Source organism: Fictibacillus phosphorivorans (assembly GCF_007673525.1).
In the GTDB taxonomy this organism is placed as follows: Bacteria; Bacillota; Bacilli; order Bacillales; family Fictibacillaceae; genus Fictibacillus; species Fictibacillus phosphorivorans_C.
Genome location: NZ_VDZU01000001.1, coordinates 793942 through 811915 on the forward strand (window position 1 = coordinate 793942; position 17974 = coordinate 811915).

The window sequence follows — 17974 nt, forward strand, 5'->3', positions numbered from 1 at the left end:
AAATAAATTTAAAGTACGCACTTTTTCCGCATATAGTTACAAAAGTATACTATTGGATGAAATAAAGGAGAATGGATGTAGATGCCTAATTTAGGAGATAAGGATTTTAACTGTGAAAAGGAATTAACTCTTGCAGTAATAGGTGGTAAATGGAAAATGTTGATTCTGTGGCACCTAGGCAAGGAAGGAACGAAAAGATTTGGTGAATTAAAGACTCTTATGCCAGGTATAACTCAGAGGATGCTTGTAAACCAATTACGAGAACTGGAAGATCATTTAATCGTACATCGAGAAGTTTATCCTGTAGTTCCACCAAAAGTGGAATATTCCCTTACTGAGCATGGAGAAAGATTATTGCCGATTTTAGAGGCGATGTATGAATGGGGCAAAGACTATATAGAAAATGTATTGGAAAAGGATACGGATGATCAATCGCCGGTGAGCAAAAAGGGTTAATATTATGAATACAAATAGAAAGAAGAGACTTTCCATTAAGGAAGGTCTCTTTCTTTGTGAAAAATTAATAATTTTATAATATATATTAATTTTTTTGATAATAAATTTAAAATAATTAAATTACGATGTTAATTTTATTGATTTTATAGTATATAATGAAATTAATTAAAGAAAGGAGAATGAGATGGCTTACCCATTACTTACAAATTGTCCAGTTTGTTCACAAACATTAAAGATTACAAAACTTCACTGCTCACATTGTCATACGACAATTGAGAACGAATTTGAACTATCTAAATTTGCTTCACTATCAAAAGAACAGCTTCATTTTGTGGAAGTCTTTCTTGTATGCAGAGGCAATATTAAAGAGGTTGAAAAAGAGCTTGGGATCTCGTATCCAACGGTTCGAGGCAAGCTGAACGACATTGCATCTTCATTAGGGTATGAATCTAAAAAGAAGAATGAAGCAGACGAGAAAAAGATTGTTACAATGCTTGAACGTGGAGAAATTTCTCCAGATGAAGCAATTAAAATGCTAAAGGAAGAATAGGGGGATTAGGAAATGAAAAGTGAGATTGAAAAGGTTTTAACGATGGTTCAAGAAGGTAAAATCGATACGGATAAAGGTTCAGAATTAATTCAGGTCTTACAAGAAAAAGAACTTGGTGCTGCTGTTAAGCCATTAAGCTATACATCTCATACATCTTCTAACTACAGCGACAAAACCTTGAAAATACGCGTTGTATCTGAAAGTGACAACGTGAATGTGAACCTTCCCATCAAGTTAGTAAAGGTTGTACTAGCAGCAGGTCACAACATTGCTCTAAAGATTCCCCAATCTGAACAGTATGTAAAGGATATTGATATTAATCTGATACTTGAAGCCATTGAAAACGAACTGGATGGACAGATTGTTGATGTGAAATCAGCAAACGGGGATACCGTTTCAATTACGATTGAGTAGAGGTTGCTAACATGTTACATGTAAAAGTGAAAACAAACGAGACAAAGTTCTCAATCCCTGTCCCTTATGTCCTATTAAATATCGGGATTTCCATTATCACTTCTAAGCTATTAATTCGACATGCAAACAAATGGTCAAAACCTCATCTAGATAAGAAAAACATAAACTTTTCTTTCCCTTCCATAGACCAATCAGAACTGAAACCTATTATTAAAGAGTTAAAAAAGCACAAAGGATTAGAGCTTGTTAATGTGAAAGCACAGGATGGAACTGAAGTGATTGTGAGATTATAAAATAAGTAAAAACACTTTTTAAAGGTTTCTGATTCTGCAAAAGCATTCATAAACAAAAACAAGATAAATAAATAGTTAAACTAAATGGGTGCTTTTCTGTAGTGGAAAAAGCGCTCTTTTTTATGCATAAGTTGATTGTTGATGAAAGAGGAATATGAATAAGCAGTCGAGAAGAAGAGAATGGGATAGTTAACGATAAAGTTTTTAGCTCAGTCAAAACTAGCCGTGCCCTTTTCCGACTCAATACGTAAAAACTAAGAAGGATGTGCAATAGATGAATGCAAAAGATGTGATGCAGGAACTTGAAGCTCTTAGCAAGGAACGGACAAAGAAAATCTATATATCAAACGGTGCCAAAGAACCGGTGTTTGGCGTAGGTACTGGTGCTATGAAGCCAATAGCTAAAAAGATCAAAAAAAATCAACCATTAGCTGAAGATCTTTATGCGACAGGAAATTACGATGCGATGTATTTTGCAGGAATTATAGCAGATCCAGCCATAATGACTGAAAATGATTTTGAGCGTTGGATCGATGGAGCTTATTTTTATATGTTGTCCGATTATGTAGTAGCCGTCACTCTTTCTGAAACTGAAATAGCACAAGAGGTTGCTGATAAATGGATTGCAAGTGGTGAAGAGCTTAGAATGTCAGCAGGTTGGAGTTGTTACTGCTGGTTATTAGGAAATCGACCAGACAGCGAATTCTCCACAACGAAGATAGAAAATATGCTTGAGATCGTAAAAAATACCATTCATGATGCTCCCGAACGTACAAAATCCTCAATGAATAATTTTGTTTATACAGTAGGGATATCCTATGTGCCATTACATGAAAAAGCGGTTGATACAGCAAAAGCTATAGGACCAGTTGAAATGAGTCAGGACAAGAAAAAAACGAAGTATCTACTTGCTTCTGAAAATATTCAAAAGGCGATAGACCGAGGTCAGGTTGGTTTTAAGCGAAAATATGTAAGGTGTTAGGATTTTTACTACTAAAGGAGGTAACAATGAACCGTGACAGGATGATCACAGTATTTAGTATACTTATTATTGCTTTCATTCTTTATTGGAGCAGATTCCAACAAGGAAGAACATACACTGAAATAGTTATCGTGTTTACACCAGTGATCGTAATTCCCTTGATTATCTCTCTTATAAAAAGAATTAGAAAGAAATAGAAGTTACTAAAAATTTTTAAAAAATGCTGGTACTATTTTTAGAAGGTTGAGGAGAGCTGCTATTGTTAAGAATAGACGGCAGTTTATTTTTATTTTAACGTTGTTGTTCCTTACAGGTATTATGTTTTTTAAGTTTTTGTATGACCCATTTCCCGTTAAGCAAGTAAATCATTCTTTACTTTTTTGAAGGTGAGCAAGGAGATATTAATGTTAAGAGTAATATCTGGAGAAAGAATTACACGATCTTTCGATTTTCAAAAGATATTTAGTAGAAAGATTTCTAAGAAGGGGGTTCTCAATGACACAGGATTTTTATTGTGATGAAGTATTGAGTGGCAAAACTCAAGTGGAAAAAGTAAAAGAAACAGAAAAGGTGCTAGCTTACTATCATACTAGACCTTTTTACCCCATTCACATTGTGGCCATACCTAAAAAACATATCTCGTCTTTGATCACATTAGATGAACGTGATAACGAGTTATTGCTAGAACTAATGAGTGTCGTAAAAGAGATAGCCGGCAAAGTTACAGATGAGCATGGAGCTTGTCGAGTAATTACGAATTTGGGTGATTATCAGGATTCCAAACATTTGCATTGGCACATTGTTTCAGGAAAACCAAAAGGTTAGGTAAGTAAGGAATAGATTAGAAAGAAAGATATGAATGAACGATAGCTAAATTTTTTAAAGAAAAAAATAATTCTATAATAAAAAGGATCAAAAACAAGATATAGAACAGGCTAAGATAGATTATTTTTTTGTCGAAACCTTTATTTAATACAATCATCAAAATGTAAAAGAAAATAGATAATAGTAAGGGGTTTTTCCAATATCCAGCGCCTGATGAGTATTTATATAGAAAGTACAATACTGTCATGAGCCACAACGTAAAAGTAATAGAATATGAATACTTTTTTGTAATCACCAATCAATTCCTCTCTACTAAAAGAATCTACAATTGATTAAGAATCTCTAGACATATCTTACAATAGGTTCCATTTGTGTACTAGCGATATTTCACTCCTTCTGAACATCACCATAAAATCATCATTCATTAGTTACTGAATTCTCTGCTGCAAATGGAAGTGATCATTAATAAAAAAAAGCTATGAACAGATCCATAGCTCTTTACATTTAATCTACACAACCAAACCATCGCTCATTTTAACAACATGATCAACATAAGAAAGCATTTCCTCGTCATGGGTGACCATAAGGGTCGTAAGGTTTAAGGTTTTCGTTAGATCTTGGATGAGTGACATAATCTCTTTAGATTTCTTTGAATCCAGACTTGCAGTCGGTTCATCTGCAAAGAGAACTCTCGGTTTATGGATAACCGCTCGAGCGATAGCGACGCGTTGTTTCTCTCCACCAGATAAAGAAGAGGGATAAGCATGTTTTCGTTCGGATAAACCAACACGTTCTAAAATGTAATCAATTTCTTGTTCGCGTTTTTCATTTTTCATTTTCACTTCAGATACATCTAACATGAAGCTTAATTGCTCCCGAACAGTTAAAAAGGGGACAAGGTGCGCAAATTGAAACACAAAACCGAATTTCTTCGCTCGTATATCTCGAACTTGCTCTGCTGTCATTGATGTGATGTTGTTGTCATTAAATAAAATTTTTCCATCTGATGCGGGTTGCAGCCCTGCAGCAATGGTTAGCAGGGTACTCTTACCAGATCCAGATGGACCGACTAACGCTGTAATCTCGCCTTCTTTAAGAGTAAGGCTTATTCCTTTTAATATCTCTTCTTTCATTTCGCCATTCGTAAACGTTTTTCGTAATTCATCAATCGTAAAGATATCCATCTCTTAAACCTCTCCTTGTTGTATGGCTTGTAAAGGTTCAACTCGTTTAATTTGTAAACCAGATAGCGTAACTCCAATAAATCCAATCACTAGGAAGACGATAGACAGTTGTAGGGTGGTTTCATTCGTTAAATGATAAGGCATATCTTCAGGTGCAACTTTGTTGAATAGTTGGCTAGAACCAACAGAAAGCGTAAGGGATAGGATCGTGATAAACAACATCTGTGTCCACATCATTTTAAAAAGATCACTTGTTTTTACTCCGATTGCTTTTAAAATGCCATAGAGCCCAATCTTTTGAACATTCATCATATAGAAAAAGATACCGAACAGCATACCGCTAATCACAATCAGAAACCACACGATCATATTTAATGACATTTGTTCTGCACTGTAGCTTGGAATGGTGTTAAGAAACTCTTTATTTGAAAAAGATTGTAGACCTTTTATGTTTTGAGTTGAATCTTCACCAGGAGTAAAGAGGAGCTGCATTTCTTCAGCACGGTAAATTTCGTTGTAAACCTCTTTATTTATATAAGCAACTGGAGCGTGACTAAACTTTTTTTGGTCTACAAACTTTTTTACAACGAACGAGCTCTTGTATTGTTTATGTGTTAAGGTATCTCCGACTTTCATACCTTCTTTCTCTAATGAACGGTCCAGAATGATTTCTCCGGGACCTACTTGCTCGAACCATTTTGAATCGGTAGAAGTGACAAAAGCAACACTTCGTTCTTTATCACTCTCATCATTTAAAAAGCCCATCTGTATAGAGAAGGCAACAGCATCCTTTTGTTCTTGTACCAGTTGTTCTCGAATTCGATCATCAATCCTCGAAAGATTATAATTTTCTTCTGCATCTTCATTCATATAAAAATGCCCACTCGGCAAATCTTTTATCAAGGAAGCATTATCTTGTGATAATCCATTGGCCAAACCAGAAATAATAAACGTTAACAAACTAACGAGAAAGATGATGGATCCTAATATGAAAAACCTCATTTTATTTTTCTTGATTTCTTTCCATGCGATGTTCATAACATCTCTCCTCCAATCTATTTACATCCTTAGTTTAGAATCCTTATATGAACGGAGAATGAATAACAAGTTACAAAAAAAACAGGCTTCATCAATGTGTTCCATTAATAATGCCTGACATATTTGAAATTAATTAATCTATAGGTAATTCAACGACAACCGAAGTTCCCTCATTTTCCTCGCTCTTCACATCTGTTTGACCACCGTGAAGTTTCACAATTGTAGCAACGATGGATAGACCAAGACCTGTTCCGTCAACGGTTCGCGACCGGGCAACATCAGCTCGATAAAAACGGTCAAAAATTCTTTCCACTTCCTTCTCGTTCATGCCTATCCCAGTATCTTTAAAGGTGATGAAAATCGAATTTTCTCTCGCATCAACAGTTATCTCAATACTTCCATCAGGGTTATTATATTTAATGGCATTGGTCAAAAGGTTATCCCATACGGCGTTCAATAGTGAAGGATCGCCAAAGAACTCAGTATCAGGTAAGGAATAGCTAAGCATGATTCCTTTTTCATTTATTAACCATTGATAATTTCGAATGAGTTCTTTAATCTGTTGTGACAGATTGAACGTTTTTTTCTGTAGGATATCTTCGTTTCGATCTAATGATGCAAGAAGTAATAATTGTTTCGTTAAGTTCGACAGTCTACTGATCTCACCGTTTATAACTGTTACGTATTGCATTCGATTGTTTGAACTCAGCTCTTCTTTTTCTAACAGGTTGGTGTAACCTTTTATATTGGATAGTGGAGACTGTATGTCATGAGAAATATTTGAAATGAATTCTTTTCGCATCTCATCTGATTGTTCTAGCTTTCGGGCCATCTGTTTGAAGCTCTGAGAAAGCACACCTAATTCATCGCTGCGCTTCGTATCGAGCTCAACAGAATAACTTCCTTGTGAGAGTGACTTTGTAGCAATGGTTAATTTTGATATTGGTTTTACTAAATATTTTGCACTTATGATTACCATCAAAATACTGAGGACAATCATCAAGCCAAAAAGCCAGCCAAATAATACATGCATCTCATTAAAAAGAAGTTTAATATCAGGTCGAATAAACAGTGCATAATTTTCACCGCGATGCGTTAGCGGAACACCGATCGAATTACTTAATTCGTTTGCAAAAAAACCAGTTACGAATGTTTGTTTTGGATAATGAAGGATTCCATGATAGACCTCACCATTTAATACACTGTCTTTTGTTGAAGAATGAAGTGTAGTGTTACGAAATTTTGCCCCAAAGTAGGTTTCTTTTCCTGTTTTTTCTGCAAGGTAGATTTGATAACCAATGGAAGATAAGTTCTTCAAGTATTCGTTCAGGTTGATGTCAGGGTGTTCTTCTACAAAGGCAGCCATCTCAAGCGCAATCTTTGTGTTTTTTTGATCATTAGCCGGTTTTAATTTTTGTTGATAGTATGTATTGGAGGCAACAAAGGCTAACACACCGCTTAAAAGCATGATGCCGATCGTTATGACGACAAATTTGGTATACAGCGACTTCATTTTTTCCCCTCCAATAAATAACCAACTCCACGTACCGTTTTGATTTGAAAGTCATCTGTCAGTTTGGAAAACCGTTCTCTTAACCTTTTCACATGTACATCTACCGTGCGTTCGTCCCCTTCATAATCGATACCCCAAATGTGATGTATGAGCTGATCTCGTGTGAAAGCTTGCATAGGGTTCGACATAAAAAAATAAAGCAGTTCAAACTCTTTCAGTGGTAGTAGAATCGTTCGGCTGTTTATATGAACTTCATAGCTTTTTTTGTTTACCGTTGTATGTCCAAGGGTAATGACGGATTCATCATCTTGGTGTTTATCGTATCGTCTTAAGAGTGCTTTAATACGAAAGAGTAATTCCCTTGCTTCAAACGGCTTTACTAGATAATCATCTGTTCCCGATAGATAGCCTTGTTCTTTGTCTTCAATTTGATTTTTGGATGTTAGTAAGATGACAGGGATATCGTATTTTTCTCGTATTTCTTTTGTTAACGAAAAACCGTCCATATAGGGCATCATCACATCAACTACAGCGAGATCAAACCTCTTAAGGCGTAAGATGTCTAATGCTTCAATGCCATCTTTAGCTTGAGAGACTTGATACCCTGCTTCACTCAGATTATAATGCACGAGCTCAAGTATATTTTTATCATCATCTACAATTAAAATATGGGTCACGATGTAATCCTCCTAATGAGAATCAAATAGTTGTTGTATAAGCAACATTAGTCTATCCGAAATGGTTGATATTCACAAATATCAGCTTAACTTCAACAACTCAACCACAGCAAAAAAGCTAACCATAAGGCTAGCTTTTTTTGTGGCTTTAATTGATTGGGTTAGCCGATTCTCTTCTTGTTTTTCTTGCTTTTAGCACGTTTTTTAGAAGATAGAACCCCGTTTAAGATACTAATGAAACTCACAATGAATTCCCCCCATATAGAACTTCGGAAAAGAGAATATTCGGTGTATCCTCTCTTCTCTAGTATCTTATGCAAACTTGTCTAAAATGTTTGGACAAACTGTATCAAATCACTTTTGGAACTTAAAATACACATGCACCTAATGAAACATTGAAAAAAATTTTCTGAGTTTATGAATAAGATTGTAAGTTAGTGGGATTCTAAGATTAGAAAAGAAAGGGAGGTGAATTAAATGGCTAAAAACAACAGCAACCAATTATCAGTACCTGGAGCTCAAGGAGCTCTTGATCAAATGAAGTATGAGATCGCTTCTGAGTTCGGTGTAAACCTTGGACCAGACACTACTTCACGTGCTAATGGATCTGTAGGTGGAGAAATCACTAAGCGTCTTGTAGCACAAGCTTTAGGCGGACAACGCTACTAATTTTAAAATCTTTTGCTATGGCTATCTGTTTGTGCAGATAGCTTTTTTTATGTCGTTAGAAAAATGCGTGATGAATCAAATGTTAAACAACCGTTTAAACTATCTCTGTTGGAGGTGAATGTTTAGATGAATGAAGATAAGCCGACTCACTATGATGGGAGTCTTTTAAACCATGAAGTTTTCAACGAGGATCTTTCGCAAGAGTCGTTTTTTTTAACAGATGACGTGAGAGCTAACATTGCTGGAAATCCTTTTAATCATTCCTAAAGCTGCTTTTGGGAGTAGTTGTTTTCCGTTCCAGGTTGCTCGCTTTCCGCGGGGCAGGCGGTGAGCCACATTCGTTCGTTTCACTCTTAAGTGTCTCACCTGCCCACCTGTCCCGCAGGACAAGGAAGGCTTCGGCAGCGAAACATCGCACGAAGAAAATTTGACGTTTAATTTTCGAGGATCTCGCACCTTCCACTTCAAACAACTTTCAAGGGAGACACAATACTTAAAAGCAACAACAATCATAAGAAGAAATAACAACAAGAAAGGCAGTGTGAAATTACATGACAAAGGTATTATATATTACAGCGCATCCTCATGATGATAGCGTTTCATACAGCATGGCTGTTGGTAAAGCATTTATTGATGAATACAAAAAAGTTAACCCGGATCATGAATTGATCCACGTGGATTTGTATAAAGAGAACATTCCTCACATCGACCTTGATGTATTTAGTGGATGGGGGAAACTGCAATCTGGTAAAGGATTTGAGGAGCTGTCTTCCGAAGAAAAAGCGAAAGTAGGAAGACTTTCAGAGCTTTGTGAGCAGTTTGTATCTGCCGATAAATATATATTCGTAACGCCAATGTGGAATTTCTCATTTCCACCTGTTATGAAAGCATACATCGATTCAGTGGCAGTAGCAGGAAAAGCATTTAAATATACAGAGCAAGGACCGGTTGGCCTTTTAACGAACAAAAAAGCTCTACATATTCAAGCTAGCGGTGGAATTTATTCAGAAGGACCTGCAGCAGCCATGGAGATGGGGCATCGTTATTTAAGCGTGATCATGCAATTTTTCGGCGTACCTTCGTTCCAGGGATTGTTTGTAGAAGGACACGCTGCCATGCCGGATAAAGCAAATGAAATAAAAGAAAATGCGATTGCTCGTGCTAAAGATTCCGCACATATATTTTAATGGTTAGGAAGCTTCAGAAAGAAACTTGTAGACGATGTCTGCAAGTTTTTTAAATTGAAAAAGTCCTTGTATGCCGAGTGATTCAAAGATTTGTAAACAATTGTATGTAAAAAACTCCTTGCAATTTTGGATGCGTTTTCATAGAATAAAAAGCAACATCCATATTGACTGAATTTTTTTAAAACAAAAGGTAGTGATGTTTAATTAAAGATACCTATGTTATTTCGTGCTTGAAAAAGAGGAGGTAATAAGTTGTCACACGTTAACATGAAAGAAAACATTGTTATTGAGCATGTTAGAGATGATTCATTTAAGAGTTATGGGAAAGAGATTACAAGCTATGATTTTACACGTTTAATCAATACGATGAAGAAATCTACGGAAATTCCAGAGCATGAAAATGTGTATGTGGCTTCAGAACCGATGCTGGAAGACGATGCCGTAAAAAAACAAATAGAGAGTTACTTCTATGGTGAGATGCCTGCCCAGATTGGGTATTGCAATGGTCGTAATTCAACATTAAATGGCCTTGAATATCACAAAGGAAGTGAGATCAATATAGCTGTGACTGATCTAGTTCTACTTCTTGGGAAAGTACAGGAAATCGAAAATAATACATTTCATTCGAATAATGTAAGGGCTTTCTTTATTCCTGAAGGAACGGCAATTGAATTATACGAGACGACACTTCACTTTGCACCTTGTAAAGTTCAAGAATCAGGATTCAAATGCATTGTTGTTTTACCAAAAGGAACGAATGAACCGTTAGAAGTTGCGCCAGCAGAGCGTGAAAAAAGTACTGATGAAGATCACTTGCTCTTTATGAAGAATAAATGGCTGATCGCACATCCAGATCGAAAACAGCTGATTGAAAAAGGAGCTTATCCTGGAATTATCGGTAACAACATAGAAGTCTTGTTATAACTATCATTACTTAAAAGGACAGGGGTGTTCGATATGTTTTCAGGCATTGGATTTACACTTTTATCATGTACATTTTTCATGGGGCTTGTTGCATGGATCTCTTACTTAAAAACAAAAGGGGAGACAGAAGATTCTACTGGCTATTTCTTAGCAGGGCGAGGGTTGAATGGGACATTTATCGCCGGATCACTTCTTCTTACCAATCTTTCTGCTGAGCACTTGATCGGTTTGAATGGACAAGGATATCGAACGAATATGTCCAACATGGCATGGGAAGTAACGGCTGGGTTTGCGATTGTTATCATGGCTCTATATCTATTACCGAAATATTTAGGTGGAGCTTTTACAACATTGCCAGAGTTTCTCAGCACCCGATTTGATGAAGGGGTTCGTCGCTATACAGTTTTACTATTTATGCTCGGCTATATTTTAGTTACGATTCCATCAACTCTTTACTCAGGAGCACTGACTATACTTAAACTCTTTGATGTGCCAGGTCTTTTAAACATTTCCTACACACAATCGGTTTGGCTTTTAATTTGGGTGATCGGAATTATTGGAGCAGTTTACGCGATCTTTGGAGGGTTAAAAGCTGTTGCTGTATCGGATACGATTAATGGAATCGGACTTTTGATAGTTGGACTTTTAGTGCCTGCTCTAGGCTTCTTCGCACTTGGAGACGGGAACATGTTTGAGGGCATGAAGACAATAGCAACAAACAGTCCGGAAAAACTAAATGCGATCGGATCGAGTACGGATTCGGTTCCATTTGGGACAATTTTTACGGGTATGATTTTTGCTAACTTGTTTTATTGGGGAACAAACCAGTACGTTATTCAACGTACGCTTGGAGCACAAAACTTAAAAGAAGGTCAAAAAGGGGTGCTTTATTCCGGTTTCTATAAGCTTGCTATTCCAATATTTATGATGATTCCTGGTATTATCGCTTTCCACCTATATGGGGGAGGATTGAATCCGGTTGACCTTGCTTATCCAACATTAGTAGCAGATGTATTGCCAAAATATTTATCAGGTTTCTTCCTTGCTGTTCTGTTAGGAGCGGTATTCAGTACTTTTAACTCGCTACTTAACTCAGCAGCAACTATGTTTGCTCTTGATATCTATAAACCGCAATTCAATCCGAAAGCTACTGACGAACAGTTGATTCGGATGAGTAAATGGTTTGGTACAGTAATCGCACTTGTTTCATTTTTTATCTCACCATTGTTGATGAACGCACCTGATGGTCTTTGGGATCTGATCAGACGTTTTACAGGGTTCTTTAATATTCCGATCATCACCATTGTTCTTGTAGGTATCTTCTCTAAACGAATTCCTGCACTTGCTGCAAAAGTAGTAATCATTTTCCATGTTATTACGTACTACTTGCTCGTTTGGGGCTTGGATCAGATGTTCGGCATTCAAACCACCATTAACTTTATCCACATTTACGCGATTCTGTTCTTTGTAGAGGTTGGAATTATGATCGCTATAGGAAAATGGAAGCCCTTGCAAAAACCATATGTGTATAAAGCTAATGCGCAAGTCGACATGGTACCTTGGAAATACGCACTATCCGTAACGTTTATATTGCTAAGTTTGCTTGCGAGTATGTATATCGTATTCTCTCCGATTGGTTTGGCTTATCAGGATTCAATCGTGTCAGGGTATTTCTGGCCAGCGATTGCAGGATTGGCAATTGTTACTGGAATTCTTATCTATCTATCGCTAAAGGTTTGGAATCGTAAGTATGCAGACTTCTTAAGTGAACAGCACAAAAAAGAAGTAAAAGAAGCAAGAAAGCTAGCATAATTAGGAGGTTCTTATGGCTCTAAAAACGAATGAAACAACATTTGTATTGAAGGAATTAAATAATGGATTTCAAATTGTTGCTGAAGGCAGACTGCTCTTTCATCACTCAGTTCAGCAACCCATGCTATATGTAGGATACGGTGAAGAAACAATCAACATGTATCGAGGAAATTTTAACATTCACGATTATGTAGTAGAAAGAATCGGGCTTCGTTATGTTGATGTTTTTCAAACGGAGAATGGATTTCAACTTTCTTTTTCAAAATTTGACGGTGGACCAACTGATCTCGAAATTCTTTTAACCGAAGAGGACGGAAAAGTAAAACTTTATTTTACAAAACATTCATCAGAAATTAACCGGTTATGGATACGTGTAAAAGCAGATGGTAACGAGAAAATCTATGGTTGCGGTGAACAGTTGTCACATTTTAACTTGAGAGGCAAAAACTTTCCGCTATGGACTTCTGAACCTGGTGTGGGAAGGAATAAGAATACGTACACAACATGGCAGGCGGATGTAAAGGATAAAGCAGGTGGTGACTATTACAATACGAACTATCCGCAGCCAACTTTTATTTCTACTAAAAAATATTATTGCCATGTTGAAACAACCGCTTATGCCGATTTTGACTTTCGGAATAACGAATATCACGAACTTCAAATATGGGATATACCAAAATATGTGCTCTTTGAAACAGCGGAAAGCTATGTGGAGCTTGTTGAAAAGTTAACTGAAGTGTTTGGGCGTCAGCCAGAATTACCAGATTGGACATATAACGGAATCTGGCTTGGTTTACAAGGCGGAACCGATATAGTTCAGAAAAAGCTGGACTTAGCTCTCGAAAAAGGAATAAAAGTCGGAGGCGTTTGGTGTCAGGACTGGCAAGGTAAACGCATCACTTCGTTCGGAAAGAGATTGATGTGGAACTGGCGTTGGAACAGTGATGAATACCCGAATCTTGATGAAAAAATAAAAGAATGGAAAGCCAAAGGAATTCGATTCCTAGGTTATATTAATCCTTATGTGGCTGTGGAAGGTGATCTGTATGAAACAGCTGCAGATCATGGATATTTAGCTTTGAATGAAAAAGGAGATATCTATTTAGTTGATTTTGGCGAATTTTATTGTGGTGTGGTTGATTTTACAAACGACGAAGCATCTAGTTGGTACAAATCAGTTATTAAAGAAAATATGATCGATCTTGGACTAGATGGTTGGATGGCTGACTTTGGTGAATATTTACCAACGGATGTACAACTTCACAATGGAGTCTCAGCCAAGATCATGCACAATGCTTGGCCGGCACTATGGGCAAAGATCAACTATGACGCTGTAAGTGAAGCGGGGAAATTGGGTGAAGTTACTTACTTCATGAGAGCTGGATATACGGGAACTCAAAAATATTGCACGCTCTTATGGGGTGGGGATCAAAGCGTGAATTGGTCGTTAGATGATGGACTTGCTTCCGTTATTCCTGCTGCTCTCTCATCTGGTATGACGGGCTGTGGACTTCATCATAGTGATATTGGCGGCTATACAAGTCTTCATGGAAACAAGCGAAGTAAAGAACTTCTTCTTCGATGGACAGAAATGGCGACTTTTACACCTGTCATGCGAACACATGAAGGAAATCGCCCTGATGATTGTTTTCAGTTTGATGGTGATGAAGAGACGCTGCAGCATATTGCTCGTATGACGGATCTTTATGTAAAACTTGCACCATATACGAAAGCAATCGTGAAAGAAAATGCTGAAAAAGGAATTCCTGTACAGCGTCCTTTGTTCATGCACTATGAAGAAGATAGCAACGCTTATGACATTCAATATCAATATTTATTTGGCAGAGATCTTCTAGTAGCACCGGTGTATGAAGAAGCTACAACTCATTGGAACGTCTACTTACCTGAGGATGAATGGGTGCACGTATGGACTGGAGAAGAATATCGTGGCGGATATACAGAAGTTGAAGCACCAATTGGAAAGCCGCCTGTATTTTTCAGAAAGAATTCTTCATACAAGGAATTGTTTGAATCTTTAACGAACTAGATATAGTAGAGGGGACAGCGAGTAGGTTTGTCCCCGCTATTCTGTTTATGCATTTGAGTAATTTTTATAAGCATAAAGGTAATAATATATTTTTAAAGGTAGTAACCTTTTGTTATACTTATCTTAGGAAGAATAATATGAAGGATGTGGACAACTATGCAAACGTCATCAATCGTATATATCCCAATTGGCAGAAAAACATTTGATCTAGAAGCTGGTGAGCAATACCGTAATCAAAGCTCTGAATGGCTAAGAAGTAAGTACCATACTGTTTATGAACCAGAAGAAATTCTTACATCTGTAGAAGATCTAGAGAAGTTCCTTGAAACGTTAACAAATAAAAATATTGATTCTATCATCTACCAAAGTGTTACTTTTGCAGATGGTGAGTTTATCGCGAAAGTACTTCAATATCGAAACGAACCTGTTGTTGTATGGTCTGTAAGAGAACCAAGTGTAGGCGGTAGGCTGCGACTTAATTCATTAACTGGAGGAAACAGCACGAGTAATGTCCTCATGCATCATCGTCACCCTTTTACATTCGTACTAGGTAATCCCGACGAAGAACAGCTTCAAAACCAGCTTTCTCGTCAAATCAGAGTGAATGTTTTGGTTAACAAGCTGAAGCAGCTAAAGATTGGAGTGATTGGAGAACATCCGCCTGGATTCTTTTTCTCAGATACAGACGAAGAACTTCTTCATCGAAAACTGGGAGTCACGATTCAAAAAATGGATCTCCTAAAAGCATTTCAAGAATGTGTAGAGCTGCCGGAGGAAGAATGGGCAGGTGTTATTGATCGTGCTGAACAGCAAGTCATTGGATTGAATCGATCTGATGACACGGTAAAAAAGTTTGCGCAGTTTTCCACGTATGTGAAAAAGTATATCGAACGAGAAGATATTGCAGCACTCGCTGTAAGATGCTGGCCAGAATTTTTTAATGAACTAGGAGCAGCTGCTTGTTCGACTCTATCTCAGTTTACCGAAGATGGTGTGGTATCTTCCTGTGAGTCAGATATTCATGGTGCGGTTTCGATGTTCATCCTACAAGAACTAAGTGGAGGAAACGCTCCGTATCTTGGGGATCTCGTTCATGTGAACGAACCAAATAATTCAGTTGTTTTCTGGCATTGCGGAGCAGGTGCTTATTCGCTCGCAAGTCCGTCAACGGGCGCACAATCAGGTGTACATCCTAACCGTAAAATGGGATTTACAATGGACTTTGGATTAAAAGCTGGAGAAGTAACGATCTTCAGACTAGGGTATACGCCAGATGGATATCGTCTTCTAGTGATGAAGGGTGAAGCGCTAGATGTTCCTCAGCCGTTTTCAGGAACCTCTGTTGAAGTAAGATTAAACGGGAATGTTTCAGAAACGGTAAATACTCTAATGGAAAGTGGCTATGAACCTCACTTTGCTGTCGTATATGCAGATGTGGCTGATGATCTATTGCAGCTAGGTAAGTTGCTTAATATTCCGACTGAGGTGTATGTATAGGAAGGGAGCGAACTTAGATGGCAAAGAGAGTAGCAATTGGGCAGGCTGGAGGTCCAACAGCCGTCATCAATTCCAGTTTAGTAGGTTTTGTAGAAACGCTCCAACAAGAAGTAGAGTTATTTGGTGTTTATAACGGTTATCAAGGTTTATATGAAAACGACATAGAAAAGCTTGATGATGAACTTTTAGGATGGATCAAATCACATCGATATGTAAACGGTGCATGCCTTGGTTCGGGACGCTATGAATTTACAACTGAAAAGATTCAAAAATCAATTTGGCATCTAAAAAAACATGGAATTGATACTCTTGTTTTTATTGGAGGCAATGGTACGATGGCTGCTCTTCATAAGCTAGCTGAGGAAGCGCGACACATTTACTATGATCTTCAAGTCATCGGTATACCGAAGACGGTTGATAATGATCTATCTGAAACGGACCATGCGCCTGGCTTTGGAAGTGCCGCGCGTTATGTGGCAACTGCTGTCAGAGATATTAGCAGAGATCTATGTGCCATGCAGAATTTTGAGCAAGTGAGAATACTAGAAACGATGGGGCGTAACTCAGGATGGCTCGCTGCTGCAAGCGGTCTTTTGAGAAATGGGGAAGATGATGGGCCACACATCGTATATGTTCCAGAACGAATCATTGAACCAGAACATTTGTTAGCAAATGTTAGAGAAGCTGTTCGATCTTTTGGATATGCAACAATTGTTGTTGCCGAAGGGTGTAAAATTAATTCCTTTTCAGATCAGGTCGAGAAAGCGAATGTTCAAGGCAGGACGATTCTAGGCGGCATTTCTGGAGTGCTTGAGAAAATGGTTAAAACAGAACTTGGTGTGATGGCTAGAGCTGAGATTCTTGGTATGAATCAGCGCAGCTCATCAGCTGTTATTTCTATGCAAGATCAAGTGGAAGCTTTTGAAGTGGGACGAGAAGCTGCAAGACTTGTATTACATGGTGAGACGGGGAGAATGGTTACCTTACAACGATCGGCAAATATAGATTATACTTTTAGTATGAATAGCTGTCCTCTGCAAGTTGTTGCGAAGGGCGGGGAACGTTTCCTGCCTGATGCACTTATTGATGACCCGGAAGCCTATTACAAATGGCTCCGACCTCTCGCAGGGGAAGATCTACAGCTTTATCCCACTGTGAGAAAGAGGAGAACATTATATGAAAAGCAATAATACAGCACTTTATCTGCAAGTAAAAGATCATTTGATTGAGAAGATCCAACAGCAAATCTGGCGTCCGAACCAACTTATCCCAACTGAACAAGAGCTGATGAAGCAATTTGGTGTGAGCCGCACGACCATCCGTCAAGCGATCAATATGCTTGTGGCTGACGGTCTTTTAGAAAAACAGCAAGGAAAAGGAACGGTTGTGAAGCCGCAACAGCTTGTTGGCTCATTAAAAAGATTAAAAGGATTTGCAGAAGAAGTAATGGAGAAAGGACAAGTTCCTCACTCTAAAGTTCTGCGTGCAGAATTTATTGATACGCTTTTTTTTGAAAAAACAAAGTTAGGATTAAATGAAGATGAAAAAGTCCTTATCATTGAACGCATCCGATTTGCAGATGATGTTCCGATTGCATTAGAGCGATCATGTTGGCCAGAAGCGATCGGAAAGTTACTGATGAAGCACGATCTGGATACTGCTAAATTTTATTCCATCTTGGAAGAAGACAATATTATGTTAAAACGTGCAGATGAAAAAATTTCTGCTATAAATTCTACGATTTCTGAAGCAGATCTACTTGGAATTCGTGCAGGAGAAGCACTTTTAGAGATGACTAGACTGAGTTATGGATTGAACGACAAGCCGATCGAGTATACAAAAACAAGGTATAGAAGTGACCAATACCATTATGACATTGAACTAAGACGTTAATCAAAAACATTCG

General features: G+C 37.7%; 19 protein-coding genes. 15 read left to right on the forward strand and 4 right to left on the reverse strand.

What is annotated here, in order from left to right; genetic code table 11:
* The first annotated feature begins 81 nt into the window (after window positions 1-81).
* The 6 genes from FS458_RS03715 to FS458_RS03740 all read left to right on the forward strand — a co-directional run bounded on the left by FS458_RS03715 (window position 82) and on the right by FS458_RS03740 (window position 3520).
* Entirely contained in the window at window positions 82-456 is a 375-nt protein-coding gene (locus FS458_RS03715) for a winged helix-turn-helix transcriptional regulator (RefSeq protein ID WP_144697954.1), read from the forward strand.
* 184 nt (window positions 457-640) lie between these two features.
* Entirely contained in the window at window positions 641-1006 is a 366-nt protein-coding gene (locus tag FS458_RS03720) for a DUF2089 domain-containing protein (protein WP_144697956.1), read from the forward strand.
* Window positions 1007-1018: 12 nt separating this feature from the next.
* Entirely contained in the window at window positions 1019-1420 is a 402-nt protein-coding gene (locus FS458_RS03725) for an SHOCT-like domain-containing protein (RefSeq protein ID WP_066397810.1), read from the forward strand.
* A gap of 11 nt (window positions 1421-1431) precedes the next feature.
* Window positions 1432-1713 carry a hypothetical protein gene (locus FS458_RS03730; RefSeq protein ID WP_144697958.1) on the forward strand — a complete coding sequence of 94 codons (282 nt, stop codon included), beginning with the start codon at window positions 1432-1434 and terminating at the stop codon, window positions 1711-1713.
* 274 nt (window positions 1714-1987) lie between these two features.
* Window positions 1988-2695, forward strand: coding sequence for a DNA alkylation repair protein (locus FS458_RS03735; RefSeq protein WP_144697960.1), 708 nt, complete (start codon window positions 1988-1990; stop codon window positions 2693-2695).
* Window positions 2696-3190: 495 nt separating this feature from the next.
* Window positions 3191-3520, forward strand: a complete 330-nt coding sequence (locus tag FS458_RS03740) for an HIT domain-containing protein (protein ID WP_144697962.1) — start codon at window positions 3191-3193, stop codon at window positions 3518-3520.
* 509 nt (window positions 3521-4029) lie between these two features.
* On the opposite strand, the gene FS458_RS03745 is transcribed toward FS458_RS03740, so the two are convergent.
* The 4 genes from FS458_RS03745 to FS458_RS03760 form a co-directional block, all read right to left on the reverse strand.
* Window positions 4030-4704: an ABC transporter ATP-binding protein gene (locus tag FS458_RS03745; RefSeq protein WP_144697964.1), complete on the reverse strand. Its 675-nt coding sequence runs from the start codon at window positions 4702-4704 to the stop codon at window positions 4030-4032.
* 3 nt (window positions 4705-4707) lie between these two features.
* Entirely contained in the window at window positions 4708-5742 is a 1035-nt protein-coding gene (locus FS458_RS03750; RefSeq protein WP_144697966.1) for an ABC transporter permease, read from the reverse strand.
* 133 nt (window positions 5743-5875) lie between these two features.
* On the reverse strand, window positions 5876-7255 hold the full coding sequence (locus FS458_RS03755) for a sensor histidine kinase (RefSeq protein WP_144697968.1): 1380 nt from the start codon (window positions 7253-7255) through the stop codon (window positions 5876-5878).
* The gene (locus tag FS458_RS03760) at window positions 7252-7932 is read right to left on the reverse strand and encodes a response regulator transcription factor (RefSeq protein ID WP_144697969.1); all 681 of its coding nucleotides are present in this window, start codon (window positions 7930-7932) and stop codon (window positions 7252-7254) included. The genes FS458_RS03755 and FS458_RS03760 overlap by 4 nt, the downstream gene beginning before the upstream one ends.
* Window positions 7933-8409: 477 nt before the next feature.
* Between FS458_RS03760 and FS458_RS03765 the strand changes: the two genes are divergently transcribed.
* The 9 genes from FS458_RS03765 to FS458_RS21165 all read left to right on the forward strand — a co-directional run bounded on the left by FS458_RS03765 (window position 8410) and on the right by FS458_RS21165 (window position 17961).
* The gene (locus tag FS458_RS03765; RefSeq protein ID WP_066397779.1) at window positions 8410-8601 is read left to right on the forward strand and encodes an alpha/beta-type small acid-soluble spore protein; all 192 of its coding nucleotides are present in this window, start codon (window positions 8410-8412) and stop codon (window positions 8599-8601) included.
* Between the two features lie 126 nt (window positions 8602-8727).
* Window positions 8728-8868: a hypothetical protein gene (locus FS458_RS20545; RefSeq protein WP_186320434.1), complete on the forward strand. Its 141-nt coding sequence runs from the start codon at window positions 8728-8730 to the stop codon at window positions 8866-8868.
* 284 nt (window positions 8869-9152) lie between these two features.
* Entirely contained in the window at window positions 9153-9788 is a 636-nt protein-coding gene (locus FS458_RS03770; protein WP_144697971.1) for an FMN-dependent NADH-azoreductase, read from the forward strand.
* A 252-nt stretch (window positions 9789-10040) separates the two neighbouring features.
* Entirely contained in the window at window positions 10041-10712 is a 672-nt protein-coding gene (locus FS458_RS03775; protein ID WP_260858330.1) for a DUF4867 family protein, read from the forward strand.
* A gap of 33 nt (window positions 10713-10745) precedes the next feature.
* Entirely contained in the window at window positions 10746-12524 is a 1779-nt protein-coding gene (locus tag FS458_RS03780) for a solute:sodium symporter family transporter (RefSeq protein ID WP_144697973.1), read from the forward strand.
* A 13-nt stretch (window positions 12525-12537) separates the two neighbouring features.
* Window positions 12538-14571: an alpha-glucosidase gene (locus FS458_RS03785; protein WP_144697975.1), complete on the forward strand. Its 2034-nt coding sequence runs from the start codon at window positions 12538-12540 to the stop codon at window positions 14569-14571.
* A 156-nt stretch (window positions 14572-14727) separates the two neighbouring features.
* Complete coding sequence (gene sftI / locus FS458_RS03790) at window positions 14728-16068, forward strand: sulfoquinovose isomerase (protein ID WP_144697976.1); 1341 nt, start codon at window positions 14728-14730, stop codon at window positions 16066-16068.
* Between the two features lie 17 nt (window positions 16069-16085).
* Entirely contained in the window at window positions 16086-17258 is a 1173-nt protein-coding gene (locus FS458_RS03795) for a diphosphate--fructose-6-phosphate 1-phosphotransferase (protein WP_144697978.1), read from the forward strand.
* The gene (locus FS458_RS21165; protein ID WP_144697980.1) at window positions 17245-17961 is read left to right on the forward strand and encodes a GntR family transcriptional regulator; all 717 of its coding nucleotides are present in this window, start codon (window positions 17245-17247) and stop codon (window positions 17959-17961) included. Before FS458_RS03795 ends, FS458_RS21165 begins: the two co-directional genes overlap by 14 nt.
* Window positions 17962-17974: the final 13 nt, after the last annotated feature.

What these genes read in the sequence shown, in the direction of transcription:
- FS458_RS03715 (WP_144697954.1), top strand. Translation starts at nt 82, where the DNA reads ATGCCTAATTTAGGAGATAAGGATTTTAACTGTGAAAAGGAATTAACT.
- FS458_RS03720 (WP_144697956.1), top strand. Translation starts at nt 641, where the DNA reads ATGGCTTACCCATTACTTACAAATTGTCCAGTTTGTTCACAAACATTA.
- FS458_RS03725 (WP_066397810.1), top strand. Translation starts at nt 1,019, where the DNA reads ATGAAAAGTGAGATTGAAAAGGTTTTAACGATGGTTCAAGAAGGTAAA.
- FS458_RS03730 (WP_144697958.1), top strand. Translation starts at nt 1,432, where the DNA reads ATGTTACATGTAAAAGTGAAAACAAACGAGACAAAGTTCTCAATCCCT.
- FS458_RS03735 (WP_144697960.1), top strand. Translation starts at nt 1,988, where the DNA reads ATGAATGCAAAAGATGTGATGCAGGAACTTGAAGCTCTTAGCAAGGAA.
- FS458_RS03740 (WP_144697962.1), top strand. Translation starts at nt 3,191, where the DNA reads ATGACACAGGATTTTTATTGTGATGAAGTATTGAGTGGCAAAACTCAA.
- FS458_RS03745 (WP_144697964.1), bottom strand. Translation starts at nt 4,704, where the DNA reads ATGGATATCTTTACGATTGATGAATTACGAAAAACGTTTACGAATGGC.
- FS458_RS03750 (WP_144697966.1), bottom strand. Translation starts at nt 5,742, where the DNA reads ATGAACATCGCATGGAAAGAAATCAAGAAAAATAAAATGAGGTTTTTC.
- FS458_RS03755 (WP_144697968.1), bottom strand. Translation starts at nt 7,255, where the DNA reads ATGAAGTCGCTGTATACCAAATTTGTCGTCATAACGATCGGCATCATG.
- FS458_RS03765 (WP_066397779.1), top strand. Translation starts at nt 8,410, where the DNA reads ATGGCTAAAAACAACAGCAACCAATTATCAGTACCTGGAGCTCAAGGA.
- FS458_RS20545 (WP_186320434.1), top strand. Translation starts at nt 8,728, where the DNA reads ATGAATGAAGATAAGCCGACTCACTATGATGGGAGTCTTTTAAACCAT.
- FS458_RS03770 (WP_144697971.1), top strand. Translation starts at nt 9,153, where the DNA reads ATGACAAAGGTATTATATATTACAGCGCATCCTCATGATGATAGCGTT.
- FS458_RS03780 (WP_144697973.1), top strand. Translation starts at nt 10,746, where the DNA reads ATGTTTTCAGGCATTGGATTTACACTTTTATCATGTACATTTTTCATG.
- FS458_RS03785 (WP_144697975.1), top strand. Translation starts at nt 12,538, where the DNA reads ATGGCTCTAAAAACGAATGAAACAACATTTGTATTGAAGGAATTAAAT.
- sftI (WP_144697976.1), top strand. Translation starts at nt 14,728, where the DNA reads ATGCAAACGTCATCAATCGTATATATCCCAATTGGCAGAAAAACATTT.
- FS458_RS03795 (WP_144697978.1), top strand. Translation starts at nt 16,086, where the DNA reads ATGGCAAAGAGAGTAGCAATTGGGCAGGCTGGAGGTCCAACAGCCGTC.
- FS458_RS21165 (WP_144697980.1), top strand. Translation starts at nt 17,245, where the DNA reads ATGAAAAGCAATAATACAGCACTTTATCTGCAAGTAAAAGATCATTTG.